The sequence below is a fragment of the Serratia sp. CY55921 genome, from assembly GCF_052167655.1.
In the GTDB taxonomy this organism is placed as follows: Bacteria; Pseudomonadota; Gammaproteobacteria; order Enterobacterales; family Enterobacteriaceae; genus Serratia; species Serratia ureilytica.
The window spans coordinates 166,062-186,318 of sequence record NZ_JBJNMU010000003.1; the positions used below are offsets into that span (position 1 = coordinate 166,062).

Annotated in this window: 18 protein-coding genes and 1 riboswitch; of the genes, 8 read left to right on the forward strand and 10 right to left on the reverse strand. The window is 61.2% G+C overall.

Annotation, left to right across the window (positions count from 1 at the left end):
- Positions 1-3: 3 nt before the first annotated feature.
- Both dhaK and ACJ8M3_RS17275 read right to left on the reverse strand, forming a co-directional pair.
- A complete protein-coding gene (gene dhaK, locus ACJ8M3_RS17270) occupies positions 4-1,074 on the reverse strand; it encodes a dihydroxyacetone kinase subunit DhaK (RefSeq protein WP_442514711.1) in 1,071 nt (356 codons plus the stop codon).
- Positions 1,075-1,124: 50 nt separating this feature from the next.
- Positions 1,125-2,225 carry a glycerol dehydrogenase gene (locus ACJ8M3_RS17275; protein WP_089197451.1) on the reverse strand — a complete coding sequence of 367 codons (1,101 nt, stop codon included), beginning with the start codon at positions 2,223-2,225 and terminating at the stop codon, positions 1,125-1,127.
- 353 nt (positions 2,226-2,578) lie between these two features.
- Here ACJ8M3_RS17275 and ACJ8M3_RS17280 point away from each other — a divergent pair, with 353 nt between their 5' ends.
- Entirely contained in the window at positions 2,579-3,247 is a 669-nt protein-coding gene (locus ACJ8M3_RS17280; protein ID WP_033644601.1) for a DUF1190 family protein, read from the forward strand.
- A 3-nt stretch (positions 3,248-3,250) separates the two neighbouring features.
- Entirely contained in the window at positions 3,251-4,411 is a 1,161-nt protein-coding gene (locus ACJ8M3_RS17285) for a glutathionylspermidine synthase family protein (RefSeq protein WP_033644600.1), read from the forward strand.
- Positions 4,412-4,458: 47 nt separating this feature from the next.
- On the opposite strand, the gene ygiD is transcribed toward ACJ8M3_RS17285, so the two are convergent.
- Positions 4,459-5,241: a 4,5-DOPA dioxygenase extradiol gene (gene ygiD / locus ACJ8M3_RS17290; RefSeq protein WP_033644599.1), complete on the reverse strand. Its 783-nt coding sequence runs from the start codon at positions 5,239-5,241 to the stop codon at positions 4,459-4,461.
- Positions 5,242-5,566: 325 nt separating this feature from the next.
- Here ygiD and ACJ8M3_RS17295 point away from each other — a divergent pair, with 325 nt between their 5' ends.
- Positions 5,567-7,099, forward strand: a complete 1,533-nt coding sequence (locus ACJ8M3_RS17295; RefSeq protein WP_089197452.1) for an alkaline phosphatase — start codon at positions 5,567-5,569, stop codon at positions 7,097-7,099.
- Positions 7,100-7,151: 52 nt separating this feature from the next.
- On the opposite strand, the gene ribB is transcribed toward ACJ8M3_RS17295, so the two are convergent.
- Positions 7,152-7,805, reverse strand: a complete 654-nt coding sequence (ribB, locus tag ACJ8M3_RS17300) for a 3,4-dihydroxy-2-butanone-4-phosphate synthase (protein ID WP_033636071.1) — start codon at positions 7,803-7,805, stop codon at positions 7,152-7,154.
- A gap of 109 nt (positions 7,806-7,914) precedes the next feature.
- A riboswitch (FMN riboswitch) is annotated at positions 7,915-8,075 on the reverse strand.
- A gap of 147 nt (positions 8,076-8,222) precedes the next feature.
- On the opposite strand from ribB, the gene ubiK reads away from it, so the two are divergent.
- Entirely contained in the window at positions 8,223-8,498 is a 276-nt protein-coding gene (gene ubiK / locus ACJ8M3_RS17305) for a ubiquinone biosynthesis accessory factor UbiK (protein ID WP_004937216.1), read from the forward strand.
- Between the two features lie 51 nt (positions 8,499-8,549).
- On the opposite strand, the gene hldE is transcribed toward ubiK, so the two are convergent.
- The 3 genes from hldE to ACJ8M3_RS17320 form a co-directional block, all read right to left on the reverse strand.
- A complete protein-coding gene (gene hldE, locus ACJ8M3_RS17310) occupies positions 8,550-9,980 on the reverse strand; it encodes a bifunctional D-glycero-beta-D-manno-heptose-7-phosphate kinase/D-glycero-beta-D-manno-heptose 1-phosphate adenylyltransferase HldE (protein WP_033644597.1) in 1,431 nt (476 codons plus the stop codon).
- 77 nt (positions 9,981-10,057) lie between these two features.
- Positions 10,058-12,895, reverse strand: coding sequence for a bifunctional [glutamate--ammonia ligase]-adenylyl-L-tyrosine phosphorylase/[glutamate--ammonia-ligase] adenylyltransferase (glnE, locus tag ACJ8M3_RS17315; protein WP_089197453.1), 2,838 nt, complete (start codon positions 12,893-12,895; stop codon positions 10,058-10,060).
- Between the two features lie 45 nt (positions 12,896-12,940).
- Positions 12,941-14,248, reverse strand: coding sequence for a CYTH domain-containing protein (locus ACJ8M3_RS17320; protein ID WP_060660227.1), 1,308 nt, complete (start codon positions 14,246-14,248; stop codon positions 12,941-12,943).
- A gap of 277 nt (positions 14,249-14,525) precedes the next feature.
- On the opposite strand from ACJ8M3_RS17320, the gene ACJ8M3_RS17325 reads away from it, so the two are divergent.
- Both ACJ8M3_RS17325 and ACJ8M3_RS17330 read left to right on the forward strand, forming a co-directional pair.
- Positions 14,526-15,146, forward strand: a complete 621-nt coding sequence (locus ACJ8M3_RS17325; protein ID WP_033644594.1) for a TIGR04211 family SH3 domain-containing protein — start codon at positions 14,526-14,528, stop codon at positions 15,144-15,146.
- A gap of 122 nt (positions 15,147-15,268) precedes the next feature.
- On the forward strand, positions 15,269-16,513 hold the full coding sequence (locus ACJ8M3_RS17330; protein ID WP_089195200.1) for a multifunctional CCA addition/repair protein: 1,245 nt from the start codon (positions 15,269-15,271) through the stop codon (positions 16,511-16,513).
- A 40-nt stretch (positions 16,514-16,553) separates the two neighbouring features.
- Here ACJ8M3_RS17330 and bacA read toward each other — a convergent pair whose 3' ends face one another.
- A complete protein-coding gene (gene bacA, locus ACJ8M3_RS17335; protein ID WP_033644592.1) occupies positions 16,554-17,378 on the reverse strand; it encodes an undecaprenyl-diphosphate phosphatase in 825 nt (274 codons plus the stop codon).
- Between the two features lie 132 nt (positions 17,379-17,510).
- Complete coding sequence (folB, locus tag ACJ8M3_RS17340) at positions 17,511-17,870, reverse strand: bifunctional dihydroneopterin aldolase/7,8-dihydroneopterin epimerase (RefSeq protein ID WP_015379095.1); 360 nt, start codon at positions 17,868-17,870, stop codon at positions 17,511-17,513.
- Positions 17,871-17,977: 107 nt separating this feature from the next.
- On the opposite strand from folB, the gene plsY reads away from it, so the two are divergent.
- Positions 17,978-18,622: a glycerol-3-phosphate 1-O-acyltransferase PlsY gene (plsY, locus tag ACJ8M3_RS17345; RefSeq protein ID WP_033644590.1), complete on the forward strand. Its 645-nt coding sequence runs from the start codon at positions 17,978-17,980 to the stop codon at positions 18,620-18,622.
- A gap of 30 nt (positions 18,623-18,652) precedes the next feature.
- On the opposite strand, the gene tsaD is transcribed toward plsY, so the two are convergent.
- A complete protein-coding gene (gene tsaD, locus ACJ8M3_RS17350) occupies positions 18,653-19,666 on the reverse strand; it encodes a tRNA (adenosine(37)-N6)-threonylcarbamoyltransferase complex transferase subunit TsaD (RefSeq protein WP_004937199.1) in 1,014 nt (337 codons plus the stop codon).
- A gap of 325 nt (positions 19,667-19,991) precedes the next feature.
- Between tsaD and rpsU the strand changes: the two genes are divergently transcribed.
- Positions 19,992-20,207, forward strand: a complete 216-nt coding sequence (gene rpsU, locus ACJ8M3_RS17355; RefSeq protein WP_001144069.1) for a 30S ribosomal protein S21 — start codon at positions 19,992-19,994, stop codon at positions 20,205-20,207.
- Positions 20,208-20,257: the final 50 nt, after the last annotated feature.

Here is a 20,257-nt window from a genome sequence, read left to right on the forward strand (position 1 = left end):
TCCTCAGCAACCCCAACGCAGCGCAGGCGTTTTCACCGGCGCATCCCACAAGGACAACAGTTCGTCGTCCACGTTCAACAACGTGATGGACACGCCCTGCATATCGAGCGAAGTGCAATACGCGCCCACCAGGTTGCGTTCGATGATGATGCCCGCCTCGGCGCAGCGCTCCGCCAGCCGATGGTACACGCCGTACAGCTCGGACAGCGGCGTGGCGCCCAGGTTGTTGACCAACGCGATCACCCGATCGCCGCGCGTCAGCGGCTGCTTGGTCTGCATCTCGTCGCGCCACTCACCCTGTTGGCGATCCCAGACGCGGATCGTGCGCTGATAGTGGCCGTGGTCGATCAGCGTATGGAACATGTCATCCACCGCCGCGTTGAGCGTGGTGAACGGACGGCGCGCAATGCCCGGCTCGCCGTGAATGCCGACGCCGAACTCCATCTCGTTCTCCGCCAGGGTGAACGACGGTTTGCCGGCGGCGGGGACGGTACAGGCGCCCAGCGCGATACCGATCGAATGCCCGTGGTTGTTGATGCGATGCCCCAGCGTCACCACGCTGTCCAGATCGTCACCGCGCGCCGCGGCGGCGCCCAGCAATTTCTCCATCAGCACGGTGTTGGCCACCCCGCGCCGCCCGGCGGTGAACAGGCTGTCCTTGACCGCCACGTCGTCATCCACCAGCACCGTCGCCACCGCGACGCCGCTGTCATGCAGCAGCTCGGTGGCGGTTTCGAAGTTGAGCACGTCGCCGGTGTAGTTCTTGATCAGCAGCAGCACCCCGACGCCGCCGTCGATCGCCTGACCGCACTCGTACATTTTATCCGGCGTCGGCGAGGTGAAAATCTCGCCCGGACAGGCGCCGTCGAGCATCCCTTCACCGACGAAACCGCAGTGCATCGGCTCGTGGCCGCTGCCGCCGCCGGACAGAATTGCCACTTTGCCCGCTACCGGCGCGTCGGCGCGGGTGACGAACGCCGGATCCGCATGCACCAGCAACTCGGGATGAGCCTCTGCCAGCCCCTGCAACTGCTCTTCCAACACCGACTCGACCTGATTAATCAGTTTTTTCACGATGGTTTCCTCTGTAAGCCAGGGGCGCGGCGCACCGCGCCCCAACGGTATCAATGACGCAGCAGCCAGGCGGCGCCGAGCCGATCCGCCGTCAGGATCGCCGCCTGCACACTGGCAGGGGTGACCTTGAACGGCATGTTGTGAATGGTTTCGCCGGCGGCGCAGCTGGCCTCGGCCACCGCCATCGTCTTCGTCGCCACGTCGCCGGTAACGCCCATCTGCGCCAGCGTGATCGGCAAGCCGATGCCATGACAAAACGCCAGCACGGTTTCAATCTGCGCCATCGGGCTGTTCTGCAGCACCAGCTGCGCCAGGGTGCCGAACGCCACTTTTTCGCCGTGATACAGGTGGTGACACTCCTCCAGCACGGTGAAACCGTTGTGAATGGCGTGCGCCGCCGCCAGCCCGCTGCTCTCGAAGCCGATGCCGCTCAGATACGTATTGGCCTCAATGATGCGTTCCACCGCTTCCGTCACCACGCCGGCCTCGACCGCCAGCTTGGCCTTCACCCCTTCGGCCAGCAGCGTGTCGTAGCACAGCCGCGCCAGACTGAGCGCCGCCAGCGTCGATTTGCCGCCGGCCATGCTGGTGGCCTGAGCGTCGAAGCAGGCCTGCGCTTCGAAATAGGTGGAGAGCGCGTCGCCCATGCCGGCTACCAGCAGGCGCACCGGCGCTTTGGCGATGATGGCGCTGTCCATCACTACCATGTCCGGGTTGCGCGGGTAGATCAGGTATTCGGCGAATTCGCCCTGTTCGGTGTAGATAACCGACAGCGCGCTGGTCGGCGCATCGGTGGAGGCGATGGTGGGAATGAGCACCACCGGCAGCCGTTGGTAGTGGGCGACGGCCTTGGCGGTGTCGAGCGTCTTGCCGCCGCCGACGCCGATCACCCCGCGGCAACCGTGGGTCTGCAGCTCGCGGCCAAGCCGGTCTATCTCTTTACGGCAGCACTCGCCGTTGAAGCGGGCCGCATGATGTTTCACGCCGTGCTGCTGCAGGCTGCCCATCAGGGTGTCGCCCGCCAACTGCATCACGAAGTCGTCGGCGATCACGAAATAATGGTCGGCGAGGGATTTGGCGTATTCGCCGACGGCGGCCAGCGCATTGGCGCCCTGAATGTATTTGCCTGGTGACTGGATGATTCTCAACATAACCGGATCCTTGTAGGGAGTTGGCGATGGTAACGTTCAGATATCAGGTGATGACGCGCCGACTTCGCCGCCGGCTTGTTGTTGTGCTTCGACTATGAGCGCCTGCCGCCCGCCTGGCGAGCCACGCGATTTTTGTTCCATTATGGAACATCATCATAGCGATAACGTTTCATGATGAAACGCCAATGCGCGTTTTTTCGCCGCGAAAGCGAACTGGCGCACACCCCAACGTATAACTGCGTAAAGAGTGGATTCTGCGGGCGTTTCAGCTTTAATTTTGACCATGTTTCCCCTATCCTTAGCGCCACTACTGGGAAAGGGCGAAAACAGCCCGCATGATGGGATTGATAACGATGAAACGGACAAAAAACATCAACCAAGAGACGTTCCGCAAATCCTGGCGCAGCTACCGTGTCGCGCCCGTGGCCTTGGCGATCAGCGCCGTCTTTATGCTGGCCGGCTGCGAGAAGAGCGATGAAACGGTCTCCCTGTATCAGAATGCCGATGACTGTTCGCGCGCCAACCCTTCGATGAGCGAGCAGTGCACTACCGCCTACAACAACGCCCTGAAAGAAGCGGCGAAAACCGCGCCGAAATACGCCACCCGCGAAGACTGCGTCGCCGAGTTCGGCGAAGCGCAGTGCACCCAGGCGCCGGCTCCGGCGCAGGCCGGCATGGCGGCGGAATCGCAAAGCAGCGGCAGCTTCTGGATGCCGCTGATGGCGGGCTACATGATGGGCCGCCTGATGGGCGGTTCCGGCTTCGCGCAGCAGCCGCTGTTCACCTCCAAGAACGCCGCCAGCCCGGCGAACGGCAAGTTTGTCGACGCCAGCGGCAAGAGCTACGGCCCGGCCACCGCCGGCGGCCGCACCATGACGGTGCCGAAAACCGCCATGGCGCCGAAGCCTGCGGTCACCAACACCGTGACCCGCGGCGGTTTCGGCGAGACCGTGGCCAAGCAGACCAGCATGCAGCGCAGCAGCGCCACCTCCAACTCCGGCTCTCGCAGCATGGGCGGTTGATGCATGAAACGTATTGCCATTACCGAGCGCCCGGACTGGCGCGAAAAAGCGACCGAGTTCGGCTTCCGTTTCCACACCATGTACGGCGAGCCGTACTGGTGTGAAGACGCCTATTACCAGTTCACGCTGGCGCAGATTGAAGAGATCGAAAATGCCACCGCCGAGCTGCATCAGATGTGCCTGCAGGTGGTGGAGAAAGTGGTCGCCAGCGACGAGCTGATGGCCAAGTTCTGCATCCCGAAACACACCTGGGAATTCGTGCGCAGCTCCTGGCGCACCAACCAGCCGTCGCTGTATTCGCGTCTCGATCTGGCCTACGACGGCGTCAATCCGCCGAAGCTGCTGGAGAACAACGCCGATACGCCCACCTCACTGTATGAAGCGGCCTTCTTCCAATGGCTGTGGCTGGAAGACCAGATCAACGCCGGCAAGCTGGATCCGGAATCGGATCAGTACAACAGCCTGCAGGAGAAACTGATCGAGCGTTTCGCCGAGCTGAAAGCGCATCACGGCTTCGGCCTGTTGCACCTGGCCTGCTGCCAGGACAGCGAAGAAGATCGCGGCACGGTGCAATACCTGCAGGACTGCGCGCAGGAAGCCGGTCTGCCGACCGAGTTCCTGTTCATGGAAGAGATCGGCCTCGGCGAGAAAGGCCAGTTCACCGATCTGCAGGATCAGGTGATCGGCAACCTGTTCAAGCTCTATCCGTGGGAATTCATGCTGCGCGAGATGTTCTCCACCAAGCTGGAAGACGCCGGCGTGCGCTGGCTGGAGCCGGCCTGGAAAAGCATCATCTCCAACAAGGCGCTGCTGCCGCTGCTGTGGGAAATGTTCCCGAATCACCCTAACCTGCTGCCGGCTTATTTCGCGCAAGACGATCATCCGCCGATGGATCATTACGTCACCAAACCGCTGTTCTCACGCGAAGGCGCCAATATCCAGATCGTCGAAAACGGTCAGGAAGTGGCGCGCGTCGATGGACCGTACGGTGAAGAAGGCATGATCGTGCAGCAGTTCCATCCGCTGCCGAAGTTCGAAGACAGCTACACGCTGATCGGCAGCTGGCTGGTGAACGATCAACCCTGCGGCATCGGCCTGCGCGAAGATCGCGAACTGATCACGCAGGATCTGTCGCGCTTCTATCCGCACACCATCCTCGGCTGATCGCCCCGCTGAAGGCAAAAACGCCAGTCTCTGACTGGCGTTTTTCTTTAGCCCACCTGCACCGACAGCATGCTCAGCGCTCCCATTTCGATACCGTCGATCGGCACGCTGATGGCCTCTTTTCCATCCCAGCCGCCGAGCACATACAGCAATGGCAGATAGTGTTCCGGCGTCGGGTTCGACAGCGCCGCGCCCTCATGGCGCATGAAATCCACCAGCGGGTGGTTATCGCCCCGATAACGCAGGTTATCCCGGACAAAGTTATTGAAAGACTCCGCCCACGGATAGGCGCTGGTATCGCCCTGCCATTTCACCATGCGCAGGTTGTGTACCACGTTGCCGCTGGCGACGATCATCACGCCCTCATCCCGCAGCGCCGCGAGTTTGCGGCCCAGCTCATAGTGGTAAGCCGCCGGCTGAGTGCCGTCGACGCTGAGCTGCACCACCGGGATATCGGCATTGGGATACATCTTGATCAATACGCCCCAGGTGCCGTGATCCAACCCCCACTCGCCGAGATCCGCCGTTACCGGCACCGGCGCCAGAATGTGCTGCAGCTGCGCAGCCAGCGCGGGGGAACCCGGCGCAGGGTAGCGGGTATCAAACAGCGCCTGCGGGAACCCGCCGAAGTCGTGAATGGTTTTGGGTTTTTCCATAGCGGTGACCGCAGTGCCGCGGGTATACCAATGCGCAGAAACCGCCACGATCGCCTTCGGACGCGGCAATGACTCACCCAACGCACGCCATGCCTGGGTGTAGCGGTTGTCTTCCAGCACGTTCATCGGGCTACCGTGGCCAAGAAACAGTGCCGGCATACGAGAGGTGTTCATAGAGCGATCCTTAGTTCAAATTGTGCTATGGCGTTACATTACGCGCTTTGCCGCAGCAACACAGCCGGATAACCGTGATGAAGATATTCAATAAATTTGAATTAAAAATCGCAAAAATGCACCGGCAAACAAAAAGTTAAAAAATGAATGATTTTCAAATGATTAATAAAAATCATGAATACCATGGCATTACTGCCACACAGATCTAAATTGTGAACAATTTATGTATTTTTTGTTAACACAATCGATACACTCCTCCTGCCGTCGACAGGGTGTTGGCAGCCCGTCGGCGCTACGGGAATCACGTCTCACCAAGGAGGAATTCATGTTCAGACTCACACTGGCAACCCGCCTGGCGCTTTCCATGTCCTTGTTAGCCACCGGGGCGGCAGCCGCCAAAGCGACGGACAACGCGCCGCTGACGCAGCGCGAAGACCCTTACTTCCTTCAGGCGCAAGCTCAGCTGCAACAGCGACTGAAACAGACCCCAAACACCAACCGCGCTAAAAACGTCATTCTGGTGGTCGGTGACGGCATGGGGTTTTCCACCGTGACCGCCGCCCGTATTTTTGAAGGACAGCAGCGCGGCGTGGACGGCGAATCCAACGTGCTGGCCTGGGAAGCCTTCCCCTATCTGGCGGCAGCCAAAACCTATTCCGCCGACGCCCAAATCACCGACTCCGCGCCCAGCGCGGTGGCGATGACCACCGGCGTCAAAACCATCAACGATCTGATGGGTCTCAACCATACGGCCGCCCTCAACAACTGCGAGGATCAGCAAACCAAGGCCGTCACCACGCTGTGGGAGATGGCCGCAACGCTCGGCATGTCCACCGGCGCCGTGACGACCGCGACCATTACCCACGCCACGCCGGGCGCCACCTATGCCCATATCGCCAACCGCGACTGGGAGTCTGACGCCAAAATGCCGGCGGATGCCCTGGCCGCAGGCTGCCGCGACATCGCGCGCCAGCTGGTGGAAATGAAATACGGCAACGGCCTGAACGTGGCGATGGGCGGCGGGCGCGCCAACTTCCTGCCCGACAGCGTGAGCGATCCGGAATATCCCGGCAAGAAAGGCGCCAGAAGGGACGGCCGTGACCTGACGCAGGCCTGGCTGCAACGCTACGGCGAGCGCGGACAATACGTCTGGAATCAGGCCCAGTTCGACAAAATCGAACCGGGCAACGTCGACCATTTGCTGGCCCTGTTCGAGCCGTCGCACATGAACTTCGAGCATGACCGGCGGCAAGACGCGGCGGGAGAGCCTTCGCTGGCGGAAATGACCGGCAAGGCCATCGATATTTTGGCCAGGAATCCCGAAGGCTATCTGTTGCTGGTGGAAGGCGGGCGCGTCGATCACGGCAGCCATAACGGCAACGCCTACCGCACGCTAAGCGACGCGGTCGCCCTGAACGAGGCGGTGAAAACCATTGTCGGCAAGGTCAACCTGGACGAAACGCTGGTGATCGTGACCGGCGATCACAGCCACACGCTGACCATCGCCGGCTATGCCAAGCGCGGCAATCCTATCCTCGGCATTTCCGTCGGCGTCGACGGTAAACCTCGGCTGGGCAGCGACGGCAAGCCCTACACCACCCTCGGTTTCGCCAACGGCCCCGGCGGCGCGATCCCGCTGACCGAGCGCCCGGCATTGACCATGGAGCAAACCACCGCGCCCGACTTTATTCAGCCGGCGCTGGTGCCGCTGAAAAGCGAGACGCACGGCGGGGAAGATCTCGGCATCTACGCCATCGGCCCCTGGGCACATCTGTTCCAGGGTACGGTTGAGGAGAACTACACCTTCCACGTGATGAATTACGCCAGCCGCATCAGCGAACGCCTGTCAGAACGGTAGATACAAAAAAGCCGCATTACGCGGCTTTTTTATCGTTGAAAGCGGCCGGCTATCAGCTGGCTTTTTTCTCGTGCGCCTGGCGGTAGGCCACCAGATCTTCGATGGTCAGCACCACCATGTCGTGCTGTTTGGCGAAGGCGATCACTTCCGGCGCATGCGCCATGCTGCCATCGTCGTTGGTCAGTTCACACAGCACGCCGGCAGGTTTGAAACCGGCCATGGAGACCAGATCGATGGTCGCTTCGGTGTGGCCGCGACGGCTCAGCACGCCGCCCGGCTGCGCGCGCAGCGGGAACACGTGGCCCGGACGGTTCAGGTCGCTCGGCTTGGCGCTGTCTGCCACCGCCGCACGGATGGTGGTCAGGCGATCGGAAGCGGAAACCCCGGTGGTCACGCCCTGCGCCGCTTCGATGGTCACGGTGAAGGCGGTCTGGAACTGGCTGGAGTTGTTGGTCACCATCATCGGCAGCTCAAGCTGCTGACGGCGTTCTTCGGTGATGCACAGGCACACGATGCCGCTGCCGTGGCGAATGGTCAGCGCCATCTGCTCAACGGTCATGGTTTCCGCGGCGAAGATCATGTCACCTTCGTTTTCACGGTTTTCATCATCGAGCACCATCACGCCGCGCCCGTTGCGCAGTGCGTCGATCGCGCGTTCAACGCGTTCTGTCGGCGTGCCGAAGTCTGAAAGTAGCGTCTGATTCATGGTAAAAAACCTCATTAAAAATTATGGATTACCAGAACCAGGGCGATCTTGAGGAGTAGCTAGCAATAGCTAAAAAAATAACGCAAGCGGGCGCATGCCCGGCAGATACCGTTACTCTCTCCCATCCGGACTATAACCGTCGGCCCCGGAATTACACCGGATCTGCTGACCTCTAACCGGCCTTTACAGGCTGGCTGAGCGCTCGCGGGCTTTCACCGTAGAAGGTGATTTACCGCCGGTGGGGACTTTCACCCCGCCCTGAGAATAAGCAAGATGACTATAACGCTAATGGATAGACAGGGCAATTGGCAAAAGCACAATTCGGCCACGCGCGGCGAATGCGCTTAATGGTGTTTATCCGGCGGGCAACTCGCATTACACTAAGCGGCAGCTATTAAACTCTGAAAGGGATACGCCATGATTGACCCGAAAAAAATCGAACAAATCGCACGCCAGGTTCATGAGTCCATGCCTAAAGGCGTTCGTGAATTCGGGGAAGACGTTGAGAAAAAAATCCGTCAGGTGCTGCAGTCGCAGTTGACCCGCCTGGATTTGGTTAACCGCGAAGAGTTCGACGTGCAGACTCAGGTGCTGTTGCGCACCCGCGAAAAGCTGGCGCTGTTGGAACAGCGCATGGCCGAGCTGGAAAGCAAGCTGAGCGCGGCGCCGGCCGCCAAACAGGAAGACGAATAATTCCCGCCAAGGGCGCGCACCGCGCGCCCTTGTTCTTTACGTCGCCCGGCGTTAGCCGCGCCCGTCTTTGATCGCTTTGATGATGTTGGTGGTCGACAGGCCGTCTTCAAAGTTCAGCACTTTGACATCGCCGCCGTTGGCCCACACTTCCGCACTGCCGGCAATCTCTTCCGGCTTGTAATCGCCGCCTTTGACCAGCAGATCCGGCAAGATGTCGGCGATCAAGCGCTGCGGCGTGTCCTCCTCGAACGGCACCACCCAATCCACCGCTTCCAGCGCGCCCAGCACAATCATGCGGTTCTCCAGCGCGTTGACCGGGCGTTTTTCCCCTTTCAGGCGTTTGGTCGACGCATCGCTGTTCACCGCCACGATCAGGCGATCGCCCAGCTTGCGAGCATTGGCCAGATAAGAGACGTGGCCGGCATGCAGAATGTCGAAGATGCCGTTGGTCATCACCACTTTTTCGCCGCGCTGACGCGCCTGCGCGACGGCCTGTTTCAACTGCGCTTCGGTCATCACGCCAAAACCGGTCTCGGCGCGGCCGCGCACCGCGTTCTCCAGTTCGATCGGCGACACGGTGGAGGTACCGAGCTTGCCCACCACCACGCCGGCGGCGGCATTGGCCAGGAAACAGGACTCTTCCAGCGAGTTGCCGGCGGCCAGCGAGGCGGCCAGCACGCCGATCACGGTGTCGCCGGCGCCGGTCACATCGAACACTTCCTGCGCCTGGGTCGGCAAGTGCAGCGGCTCAACGCCCGGCTGTAGCAGCGTCATGCCGTGTTCGGAACGGGTAACCAGCAGCGCCGACAGCTCGAAATCCGCCACCAGCTTCATGCCGCGTTCCACCAGTTCCGCTTCATCCTTACAGTGGCCCACCACCGCTTCGAACTCGGACAGGTTCGGCGTCAGCAGCGTCGCGCCGCGATAGCGCTCGAAATCGGATCCTTTCGGATCGATCAGCACCGGCACCTTGGCGGCGCGCGCCAGTTGGATCATGCCCTGCACCTGGCTGAGCGCGCCCTTGGCGTAATCGGACAGCACCAGCGCGCCGATCTGCGGCAGCGCCTGCTGAATGCGCTCCAGCATCGGCTGCGGATCAACGTTGGAGAAGCCTTCTTCGAAGTCGAGACGGATCAGTTGCTGGTTGCGCGACAGCACGCGCAGCTTGGTAATAGTCGGATGGGTCGGCACCGAGACGAAGTCGCAGCGCACGTTGACTTCATTCAGCTTGGCGCTCAGCGCCCGCGCCGCATCGTCGATGCCGGTCAGGCCCACCAGACGGGAAGTGGCGCCCAGCGAAGCGATGTTCATCGCCACGTTAGCCGCGCCGCCGGGACGCTCTTCGATGGTATCGACCTTGACCACCGGCACCGGGGCTTCCGGTGAAATGCGGCTGGTCGGCCCATACCAATAGCGATCCAACATGACGTCACCGACCACCAGCACACCGGCGCGGCGAAAATCAGGCAGCGTAACTTTCATCCGATAACTCCAAAAAAGAACAAAATTTTAGTGGCGCAGATATTACCACAGACCGCCGGAATACCCGCAAAAAGGTATTAATCCAGCCATTTGGCCCAGCTGGCGCGCACCTGCTCGCGCTCGGCGGCAAACAGCTCGCTGCCGACCTTGCCGGAATGTTCCTGCAGCGCCAGGTGGTGGATCTCGTCGCGCATGGTGACATAGGCCTGGGTCAGCGCGCGCGCCTCTTCATCCGGCATGATGTCGTAATTGGCCATCAGCTCGAAGATGCGCACGTTGTCCGACCAACGCGTCAGGCGCGGTTCACCCGGCGCATAGCGTAAGACCAGATATTGGGCGATAAATTCGATGTCGGTAATGCCGCCCTCATCGGCCTTGATATCAAACAGATCGCGCTGCTTGTTGCCGAGATGGTTGCGCATCTTTTCGCGCATCTCGCGCACTTCGCGCTTCAGGGTCTGCGCATCGCGCGTTTTGCACAGGATCTCGCGCCGGATCGCGTCGAACTGCTGATGCAGCGCCGGATCGCCGTGCACGATGCGCGCGCGCACCAGAGCCTGATGCTCCCAGGTCCAGGCTTCGTTTTGCTGGTAGTCGGCGAACGCCTCGACGGTGCTGACCAGCATCCCCGCGGCGCCGGAAGGCCGCAGGCGCGCGTCCACCTCATACAGAATGCCCGAGGACGTGCGGGTGCTGAACAGATGCATCACCCGCTGCGCCAGCCGCAGGTAGAACTGGCGGCCGTCGATGCAGCGATCGCCGTCGGTCATCACCTCCGGCGGGCAATCCAACAGGAACACCAGATCGAGATCGGAACTGTACCCCAGCTCCCAGCCGCCCAGTTTGCCATAGCCGATCACCGCAAAGCCGCGCCCCTCCCGCTCCTGCAAATGGGTGGGCTGGCCATAGCGCGCCACCATGTCGCTCCAGGCCTGTTGCACCACCGCGTCGATGATCGCCTCTGCCAGATAAGTCAGGTGATCGCTCACTTTCATCACCGGCAGCGCGCCGGCGATATCCGCAGCGGCGATGCGCAGCTGCTGAGCCTGTTTGAACTGACGCAGCGCCTCCAGCTTTTGCTCTTCGTCGTCTTCCGGCACCCGCAGCAGATACTGCCGCAGCTCGCTGCGGTAGGCGTCCAGCGCCACCGGCTGATACAGCGTGGCCGGATCCAGCAGCTCGTCAAGCAGCAGCGGGTAACGCGACAGCTGGTTGGCGACCATCGGCGACGCGGCGCACAGGCGGATCAGATGGCTGAGCGCCGCATGGTACTCCACCAGCAACTCGAGATAGGTAGTGCGGGTGACGATGCTCAGCAGCAGCTGCGCCAGCCGCACCAGCGCGGTCGGTGCGTCCTGCCGCGGGCACACCTCCGCCAGCAGGCGCGGCATCAGCTGATCGAGCACGTCGCGGCCGCGCGGGCCGATGGTGCGCTTGTCGACGTCGTGACGAAAATCGGCGATGGTGCGCAGCATCTGTCGACGCGCCTCTTCGTCAAGGTGCGGCGTCAGCGGCGCCAGCTCGTTCTCCTCCAGCGCGTCCTGCCACAGACTGTGATAGTGCTGGTAATCGGGATCTTCGCCGACATCCGGGCTATCGTCGCCGATCAGGTCGTCGAACACCGCGCGCACCGCCTGCATGTGCACGTCCAGCGCCGCCATCAGCGCCGGCCAATCCGCCAACCCCATGCCGTAGGCCAACCGGGCCTGATCGAGCGCCTCCTGCGGCAGCGTCTGGGTTTGCTGATCGCCGATCGCCTGCAGCAGGTTCTCCAGCCGCCGCAGGAACAGGTAGGCGGCGCTCAGCGCCCGCACCTGCTTGCTTTCCAGCAGCCCCAGCTCGCCCACCGCCTGCAGCGTCGGCAGCAGCGAACGCCCCTGCAGCGCCGGTTCACGGCCGCCGCGGATCAGCTGGAATACCTGGGTGATGAATTCGATTTCGCGAATGCCGCCGGCGCCCAGCTTGATGTTGTCCTTCAGGCCGCGCCGCCGCACTTCACGGGCGATCATGCCCTTCATGTTGCGCAGAGACTGAATGACGCTGAAATCAATGTAACGACGGAACACGAACGGCCGCAGCGTTTTACGCAGCTCCTGGCTGTAGGCGTCTTCCGCCCCGCCCATCAGGCGCGCCTTCACCATCGCATAGCGTTCCCAGTCGCGCCCCTGTTCCTGGTAGTAATCCTCCAGCGCCGCAAAGCTCATCACCAACGGGCCGCTGTCGCCGAACGGCCGCAGCCGCATGTCCACGCGATAGACGAAGCCATCGATGGTCTGTTGATCCAGCGCCTTGATCAGCCGCTGGCCGAGACGGGTGAAGAACTGGGCGTTATCCAGCTCGCGCCGCCCGCCCTGGGTTTGACCATTTTCCGGGTAAGCGAAGATCAGATCGATGTCCGACGAGAAGTTCAGTTCGCCGCCGCCCAGCTTGCCCATGCCGAGGACCAGCAGCGGCTGCGGTTCGCCGTCGGCATTGCACGGCGTGCCCCACTCGCGGCAACAGGTTTGGTACAGCCAGTCGCGCGCGCTGACGATCAGCGTCTCCGCCAGCCCGCTCAGCTGCAGCAACGTTTCTTCGGTCGAACACAGCCCCTGCGCCTGCGCCCAGGCGATGCGCACCAGCGTTTCGCGGCGAAACAGACGCAGCGTGCGCATCAGTTGCGCTTCGTCGCGCACCTCTTCCAGCTCGTCCTGCAACCAGGCGGCGTAGTGTTGCCACTCGCCAGGCGCCGGCGGCTGTTCGCGCAGCGTCGCCAGCCAGGCCGGCTGGGCGAGCAGCGCGTCGCTGACGAAGTCGCTCGACGCCAGCACCCACTGCTCTTGCTCGCTAAAGGCGCAGTCCGCGCCGTGAACTTCCTGAAAACGCTGCACAACCTGCTGTGCCTGAGCCTGTAACGCGGCTGAAAGTGGCGACATAGTGTATGACCCGTTCTGCGGCCCACGGCTGGCGGGCCGGCTGGATTAACGAAGCGCGCCGTTTAACCAGAATGGCGCATGCGATAAGGCCTGTTTGCGGCTGGCTTCATACCAGCCCTGGCGGCGCTCGCTCAGCGCCGCCTGCAGCTCGCGCCAGGCGTCGATATAAGGCCCGGTCTGCTCGTCGGGGTAAGCGCCCGACAGCAGGACCAGCGCCGAAATCTGACGCGTCAGGCGCGGCAATTGTTCCTGATATTCATCTTCGTTCAGCGTACGGCTGAAGGCTTCTTTCAGCTCCGCGCCGCTGCGCCCCAGCATGATGTCGCTGAAGCGTTTGAAAGAACCGTCCAGTTTGGCCTGCCCTTTGGCGTCGATAAACGGCCGCCAGGCGCCGCGCACCAGCCATGATGTGAGCGCCAACTTACATTGCAGATAGGCCGCGCTGTAGCACAGGTTCTCCGGTTGCGCGGCTTTGTCCGCCAACAGCGGTTCGAGCTCGGTCAGGCGGGCGCGCAGATCGGCGCTGGCCTTGCGCGGCACCAGGCCGCCGAAGATCACCAGCGCCTGGCGGATAGTGCCGACCGCTTCGAGGACCGCCCCGCGCGCCTGAGCATCGCCGCGCAGCCACAGCTCCTCATGGTACTGCCAATGGTTGAGCGCCAGTTCGAAGGCGGCGATCATCCCCTGCTCCACGGTCGCCTTCGCCGCCGGCTTCAGCACCCGCAGCGGGCGCACCTCGCGCGGCGGATTGCCCTGCGCCAGGTGGTAGCCGCGCGCCGCCTTGCTCAGGCTGCCCTGACGCAGCCCGCCATGGGCCGCCAGCTCGCCGGCCAATGCCAGCAGATCGGCGGTGTTGCCTTTCAGCAGCTCCAGTTCGATCTCGCTGAGGGCTTCGCTGAGGTCACCGGCGCGCACCTCTCCCTGATCCAAGCCAATCTCGATCTCGCTTTGGCCGTAAGTGACCACCCACTTTTCACGCGCAAAGTCGGTACGGAACAGCGGCTGCAACGCCTGCTGCAGCGCCGCGATATCACAATCCTGTGGCCAGATGTCGGCAGGAAACTGCGCCAGCGCCAGCTGCGGCTCGGCGATAGCGACGTTGTATTCCGGACGTTGGTGCAGGCCGGCCACCACTTTACCGGCGGTTTTGATGGTCATCTCATAACGATCGTCGAAACCGCGAATGCGCAGCCCCATGTCGTGATTGCGCAGGAAGTTATCGGCCGTTTCGAAGTAAATGTTGGTCAGTTTTTGCGGCGCGGAATGCTGATGCGGCCAGGCGGCAAGCCATTGCGGCAGAGCGGCCACCGCTTGCGGCGCGGCGATGAATTTCAGTTCAATTTCAACGGTCATAATTCTTTAACACCAATAAGTTATGCATTCACGTCTGTTTCAGCGCGGCGCGTTCGGCCGCCGCATACTGCCCAATGACGCACAGTTGCCGTTATCTTACCGCGATTCCTGGCGCCTTAACCCTGCTAACTGTAGAAAAAACCTGTTACGTTATAAAACGCCGCGCAACTCACAGAATCAGCCACAGTAAGATAGTTCTCATTCCGGTTTTGGCGTTGCGTCGTCAGACTGAACGCTCTACTATCGTTCCATAAATTCACCAAGAAACGATGAACTAATGCAGAAATTACGCCTGATTTGCCTTGCCGCGCTGAGCTTCAGCATCACTTGGGGCGCACATGCCGAAGATAAACGCTATATCTCCGATGAGTTAAGCACTTACGTCCATAGCGGCCCAGGTAATCAGTACCGTATTGTCGGCACTCTGAACGCCGGTGAAGAAGTCACCCTGCTGAGCGTCAACGACAGCACCAACTACGGCCAGATCCGCGATCCGAAAGGCCGCACCACCTGGATCCCACTCGATCAGCTCAGCCAGACGCCGAGCCTGCGCACCCGCGTGCCCGAGCTGGAACAGCAGGTGAAAACCCTGACCGACAAGCTGGCCAACATCGATAACACCTGGAACCAGCGCACGGCGGAAATGCAGGAAAAAGTCGCGGGCAGCGACAGCACCATCAGCAGCCTGCAGAAGGAAAACCAGGATCTGAAAAACCAGCTGGTGGTCGCGCAGAAGAAGGTTAACGCCGTTAACCTGCAGCTCGACGACAAACAGCGCACCATTATTCTGCAGTGGTTCATGTACGGCGGCGGCGTCGCCGGCGTCGGCTTGCTGCTGGGCCTGCTGTTGCCGCACCTGATCCCGCGCCGCAAGAACAACAATCGCTGGATGAACTGATCTCAGTATCGTTCAGTTTGAGTATGGGCGCCTGCGGGCGCCCTTTTCATTGGCGCCGACATCCCGCGGCCAATTCATGTAATCTGATAGACAGAGCCTTACACGATATTCAGGAGTCAACAGTGCAGATTTATCTGGTCGGCGGCGCCGTTCGCGACAGCCTGCTCGACATTCCGGTGGTCGATCATGATTGGGTGGTGGTGGGCGCCACGCCGGCCGAGCTGCTGGCATTGGGCTACCAGCAGGTCGGCAAAGACTTTCCGGTATTCCTCAATCCCGACACCCACGAGGAGTACGCGCTGGCGCGCACCGAGCGCAAATCCGGCCAGGGATACACCGGTTTTACCTGCTATGCCGCGCCGGACGTCACGCTGGAGGAGGATCTGCTGCGGCGCGATCTGACCATCAACGCCATCGCCCGTTCCGCCGAGGGGGAGCTGATTGATCCTTACGGCGGCGTGGCCGATCTGCAGGCGCGCGTGCTGCGCCACGTTTCCGACGCCTTCGGCGAAGATCCGCTGCGCGTACTGCGCGTGGCGCGCTTCACCGCCCGCTTCGCCCACCTGGGTTTTCGCATCGCCGACGAAACGCTCGGCCTGATGCGCCGGATGGCGCACAGCGGTGAACTGGCCGCGCTGACCGCCGAACGCGTCTGGAAAGAAACGGAAAAGGCGCTGCAAAGCCAGAGCCCGCAGGTCTATTTTCAGGTGCTGCGCGACTGCGATGCGCTGGCGGTGCTGTTCCCGGAAATCGACGCGCTGTTCGGCGTGCCGGCTCCCGCCAAGTGGCACCCGGAGATCGACACCGGCGTGCACACGCTGATGGCGTTAGCGATCGCCGCCCGCCTCACGCCGGAGGTGGACGTGCGCTTCGCCACCCTGTGCCATGACCTCGGCAAGGGATTGACGCCAAAAGAGTTCTGGCCGCATCACCACGGCCACGGCCCGGCCGGTGTGCGGCTGGTTGAGGCGCTGTGCCAGCGGCTGCGGGTGCCCAACCCGGTGCGAGATCTGAGCAAGCTGGTGGCCGAGTACCATGATCTGATCCACACCGTGAACAAGCTGCGGCCGGAGACCCTATTGAAGCTGTTCGACGCCATCGACGTCTGGCGCAAGCCGCACCGGCTGGAGCAGATGATCCTGACCAGCGAGGCGGACGCGCGCGGCCGTACCGGCTTTGAGGAGAATCCCTATCCGCAGGGCGACTATCTGCGCCAGGCGTATCAGGTGGCGAACGCGGTATCTATTAAAGAGGTGGTGGCCAGCGGGCTGCAGGGCACCGCGATCCGCGACGAGCTCAAACGCCGCCGCCAGCAGGCGCTGGCCGAGTGGAAGCTCACCCAAACCATCATCAACGATCAGGCATAAAAAAACCCCGCGGAGCGGGGTTTTTTCTTGGCGTGAAGGCTTACAGGAACACCATGTAAACCACGGCCGCCACGATAAAGCGGTAGATAGCGAACGGTACGAACGAGATGCGTTTGATCAGCGACAGGAAGGTCTTGATCGCAACCAGCGCCACCACGAAGGCGGTGACGAAACCGACGGCGAACATCGGCAGGTCGCCCCAGGTCAGGAAGTGCAGGCTCTTATACAAATCCAGGCCGCTGGCACCAATCATCATCGGCACAGCCAGAATGAAGGAGAACTCGGACGCCGCATAGCGGTTCACGCCCACCAGCATGCCGCCGGCGATAGTGGAACCCGAACGGGAGAAGCCCGGCCACAGCGCCAGACACTGGAAGCAGCCGATCATGAACGCCTGACGGTAAGTGATGTCATCCAACCCTTCCGCGCTAGGCTTCTTCGGCTTCAGCCATTCCGCCGCCAGCAGCAGCAGGCCGCCGACCACCAACGCGTACATCACGTTTTTCGGCGCAAACAGCGACTTGATGAAATCATGGAAGGCCAGCCCCAGCACCACCGCCGGGATCATCGCCAGCAGGATGTGCCCCAGCTTCAGCTGGCCGCTGGTTTTGCCTTCGTGCTCCACCGGCTTGCCGCCGAAATGGATGCCGATCAGACCGAACAACCGGCGCCAGAACATCACGACGACGGCCAGGATCGACCCCAGCTGGATAATGACTTCAAAGGTTTTGGCTTTGTCGCCAGTGAAGCCCAGCCACTCGCCGACGATGATCATATGCCCGGTGGAAGAAACCGGCAAAAATTCGGTTAATCCCTCGACAACCCCAAGAACAAACGCAATAAACAGTGAATGCATGTCTGCCATGTGCTTCGCTCACCCCATAAAATAACGGCTATCACATAAAAAAGCGGCAATGCTTAAAGACAATGCCGCTAAAACAATTCTCAGGATTAAGACCAGGTTAACGGTCTTTCGTTGCAAGCAGATGACATAAAATCATGCGGGACGGGTGCCGCGCTCAATGATCACGCCGACCCGATTGGCATGTGCTACAGCGCCCGGTTTGCTGACCTTAATACGGACCCAGGGGGAATTGAAGCGCTGGAGCAAAATTTCAGATATTTCCTCCGCCACGCGCTCCACCAGCGCGAACCGGTTCGACTCCACGTGTTGGATCACGGCATCGCTGACGTCGGCATAGCTCAGACAGTCATTTACGTCGTCGCTGGCGGCGGCCGGCCGGTTATCCCAGCCCATTTCGATATCGAACACCAGTTTCTGACGAATGCCCTGTTCCCACTCATAAACGCCAATGGTGGTAATTACGGTAAGCTCTTCAATAAATACGATATCCATCACGTCATTCTCTGTTTTTGGCCTTGCCGGATACCACTTCCAGCGGAATGTGCGTATTATCCATAGATGTTGCGAGTAAAACGACCATTATTAAACGGAACCGCGTTATGAGTGCTACCGCGCTTGGCATGATTATCTTCGCGTATCTGTGCGGCTCGATTTCGAGCGCGATCCTGGTTTGCCGGATCGCCAGGCTGCCGGACCCGCGTGAACATGGCTCAGGAAACCCCGGGGCGACCAACGTCCTGCGCATCGGCGGCCGGCTGGCGGCGGCGGCGGTGCTGGTGTTCGATATTCTGAAAGGGATGTTGCCGGTCTGGCTGGCCTACAAACTCAATGTGCCGCCGCTGTATCTGGGCCTGACGGCGATCGCCGCCTGTCTTGGGCACATCTATCCGGTGTTCTTCCACTTCCGCGGCGGTAAAGGCGTGGCGACGGCGTTTGGCGCCATCGCGCCTATCGGCTGGGATCTGACCGGCCTGATGACCGGCACCTGGCTGCTGACGGTGTTGCTCAGCGGCTACTCTTCGCTCGGCGCCATCGTCAGCGCGCTGATCGCCCCGTTCTACGTCTGGTGGTTCAAACCGCAGTTCACCTTCCCGGTGGCGATGCTCTCCTGCCTGATCCTGATGCGGCATCACGACAATATTCAGCGCCTGTGGCGCGGCCAAGAAGGCAAGATTTGGGGCAAGTTCCGCAAGAAGAAAAACGACGCGGATGAGGATAACGGCGACCAGCCGAAAGACGAATAACGTAAGGGCCGGATAATCCGGCCCTTTGTTTTATACCGCAGGCAGTTCCGCCAGCGGCCAGCGCGGCCGCACCGACACGCTCAGCTCCGGGTTGGCGCCGCTCTTCAGCCGCACCATGCCGGCATAGGCGATCATCGCGCCGTTGTCGGTGCAAAATTCCGGGCGGGCATAGAACACTTCCCCGCCGCGTTTCTGCATCATCTCCGCCAGTTTGGCGCGCAGCGTGCGGTTGGCGCTCACGCCGCCGGCCATCACCAGGCGTTTGAAGCCGGTCTGCTCCAGCGCGCGTTTGCATTTTATCGCCAGCGTATCCACCACCGCATCCTCGAAGGCGCGGGCGATGTCGGCACGCGTCTGATCGTCGTTGCCGTTGGAGCGAATGGTGTTGGCGGCAAAGGTTTTCAGCCCGGAGAAACTGAAGTCCAGTCCCGGACGGTCGGTCATCGGCCGCGGGAAGGTGAAACGCCCCGCCGTACCCTGCTGCGCCATCTTCGACAGCATCGGCCCGCCGGGATAATCCAGGCCGAGCAGCTTGGCGGTTTTGTCGAACGCTTCGCCGGCGGCATCGTCGATCGACTCGCCCAGCAGTTCATATTCACCGATGCCGGTGACGCTGATCAGCTGAGTGTGGCCGCCGGAGACCAGCAGCGCGACGAACGGGAACGCCGGCGGGTTATCTTCCAGCATCGGCGCCAGCAGGTGGCCTTCCATGTGGTGCACCGGCACCGCCGGCACGTTCCAGGCGAACGCCAGCGCGCGCCCGACGGTAGCGCCGACCAGCAGCGCGCCTACCAGGCCCGGCCCGGCGGTATAAGCCACGCCGTCGATATCGGCCGGGGTCAGGTTGGCCTCTTTCAGCGCCGCCTGAATCAGCGGCACGGTTTTGCGCACGTGATCGCGGGAGGCCAGTTCCGGCACCACGCCGCCGTAGTCGGCGTGCAGCTTCACCTGGCTGTATAATTGGTTGGCCAACAAACCGGTTTGATCGTCATACACTGCAATTCCGGTTTCATCGCAGGACGTTTCTATACCCAGTACTCGCATTACATTTCCCATCATTCACGTGCGGCCGCCAGTCTACCACATTCCGCCGCATTTACCGCCGATGCGGCGCATCTTGTCACCGGCTTGCGCCTATGTCGATGATTCATCCAGAAAATGCCCGAGCGATTAAACACGAGCATTTTTTTCTGATTAGTCTATAATCAGCGCCCGGTGCAAAATTGCGCACGTTGCGGCAGAGCGACGCGGGTTTCAATTTGCTGTGATGCTTTACAAAGCAGCATCCATTGGAGTAAAATTCCGCACCATTTTGAAAAGGCTGGCGCTTGGCCAGCAACAAACCGAATTTTATTGAGGTGAGAGGCACATGCCGGTAATTAAAGTACGTGAAAACGAGCCATTTGACGTTGCTCTGCGTCGTTTCAAACGCTCTTGCGAAAAAGCAGGTGTTTTAGCTGAAGTTCGTCGTCGTGAGTTTTATGAAAAACCAACTACCGAACGTAAACGCGCTAAAGCTTCTGCTGTGAAACGTCACGCGAAGAAACTGGCTCGCGAAAACGCACGCCGCACTCGTCTGTATTAATTCTTCGGGGGCAACCCCACCGCGTGAATTTCTGATTTTCAAAATCGCGC

What these genes read in the sequence shown, in the direction of transcription:
- rpsU (WP_001144069.1), top strand. Translation starts at nt 19,992, where the DNA reads ATGCCGGTAATTAAAGTACGTGAAAACGAGCCATTTGACGTTGCTCTG.
- ACJ8M3_RS17325 (WP_033644594.1), top strand. Translation starts at nt 14,526, where the DNA reads ATGCAGAAATTACGCCTGATTTGCCTTGCCGCGCTGAGCTTCAGCATC.
- ribB (WP_033636071.1), bottom strand. Translation starts at nt 7,805, where the DNA reads ATGAATCAGACGCTACTTTCAGACTTCGGCACGCCGACAGAACGCGTT.
- ACJ8M3_RS17280 (WP_033644601.1), top strand. Translation starts at nt 2,579, where the DNA reads ATGAAACGGACAAAAAACATCAACCAAGAGACGTTCCGCAAATCCTGG.
- plsY (WP_033644590.1), top strand. Translation starts at nt 17,978, where the DNA reads ATGAGTGCTACCGCGCTTGGCATGATTATCTTCGCGTATCTGTGCGGC.
- ubiK (WP_004937216.1), top strand. Translation starts at nt 8,223, where the DNA reads ATGATTGACCCGAAAAAAATCGAACAAATCGCACGCCAGGTTCATGAG.
- ACJ8M3_RS17320 (WP_060660227.1), bottom strand. Translation starts at nt 14,248, where the DNA reads ATGACCGTTGAAATTGAACTGAAATTCATCGCCGCGCCGCAAGCGGTG.
- bacA (WP_033644592.1), bottom strand. Translation starts at nt 17,378, where the DNA reads ATGGCAGACATGCATTCACTGTTTATTGCGTTTGTTCTTGGGGTTGTC.
- ACJ8M3_RS17295 (WP_089197452.1), top strand. Translation starts at nt 5,567, where the DNA reads ATGTTCAGACTCACACTGGCAACCCGCCTGGCGCTTTCCATGTCCTTG.
- tsaD (WP_004937199.1), bottom strand. Translation starts at nt 19,666, where the DNA reads ATGCGAGTACTGGGTATAGAAACGTCCTGCGATGAAACCGGAATTGCA.
- folB (WP_015379095.1), bottom strand. Translation starts at nt 17,870, where the DNA reads ATGGATATCGTATTTATTGAAGAGCTTACCGTAATTACCACCATTGGC.
- hldE (WP_033644597.1), bottom strand. Translation starts at nt 9,980, where the DNA reads ATGAAAGTTACGCTGCCTGATTTTCGCCGCGCCGGTGTGCTGGTGGTC.
- ACJ8M3_RS17285 (WP_033644600.1), top strand. Translation starts at nt 3,251, where the DNA reads ATGAAACGTATTGCCATTACCGAGCGCCCGGACTGGCGCGAAAAAGCG.
- ACJ8M3_RS17275 (WP_089197451.1), bottom strand. Translation starts at nt 2,225, where the DNA reads ATGTTGAGAATCATCCAGTCACCAGGCAAATACATTCAGGGCGCCAAT.
- ygiD (WP_033644599.1), bottom strand. Translation starts at nt 5,241, where the DNA reads ATGAACACCTCTCGTATGCCGGCACTGTTTCTTGGCCACGGTAGCCCG.
- glnE (WP_089197453.1), bottom strand. Translation starts at nt 12,895, where the DNA reads ATGTCGCCACTTTCAGCCGCGTTACAGGCTCAGGCACAGCAGGTTGTG.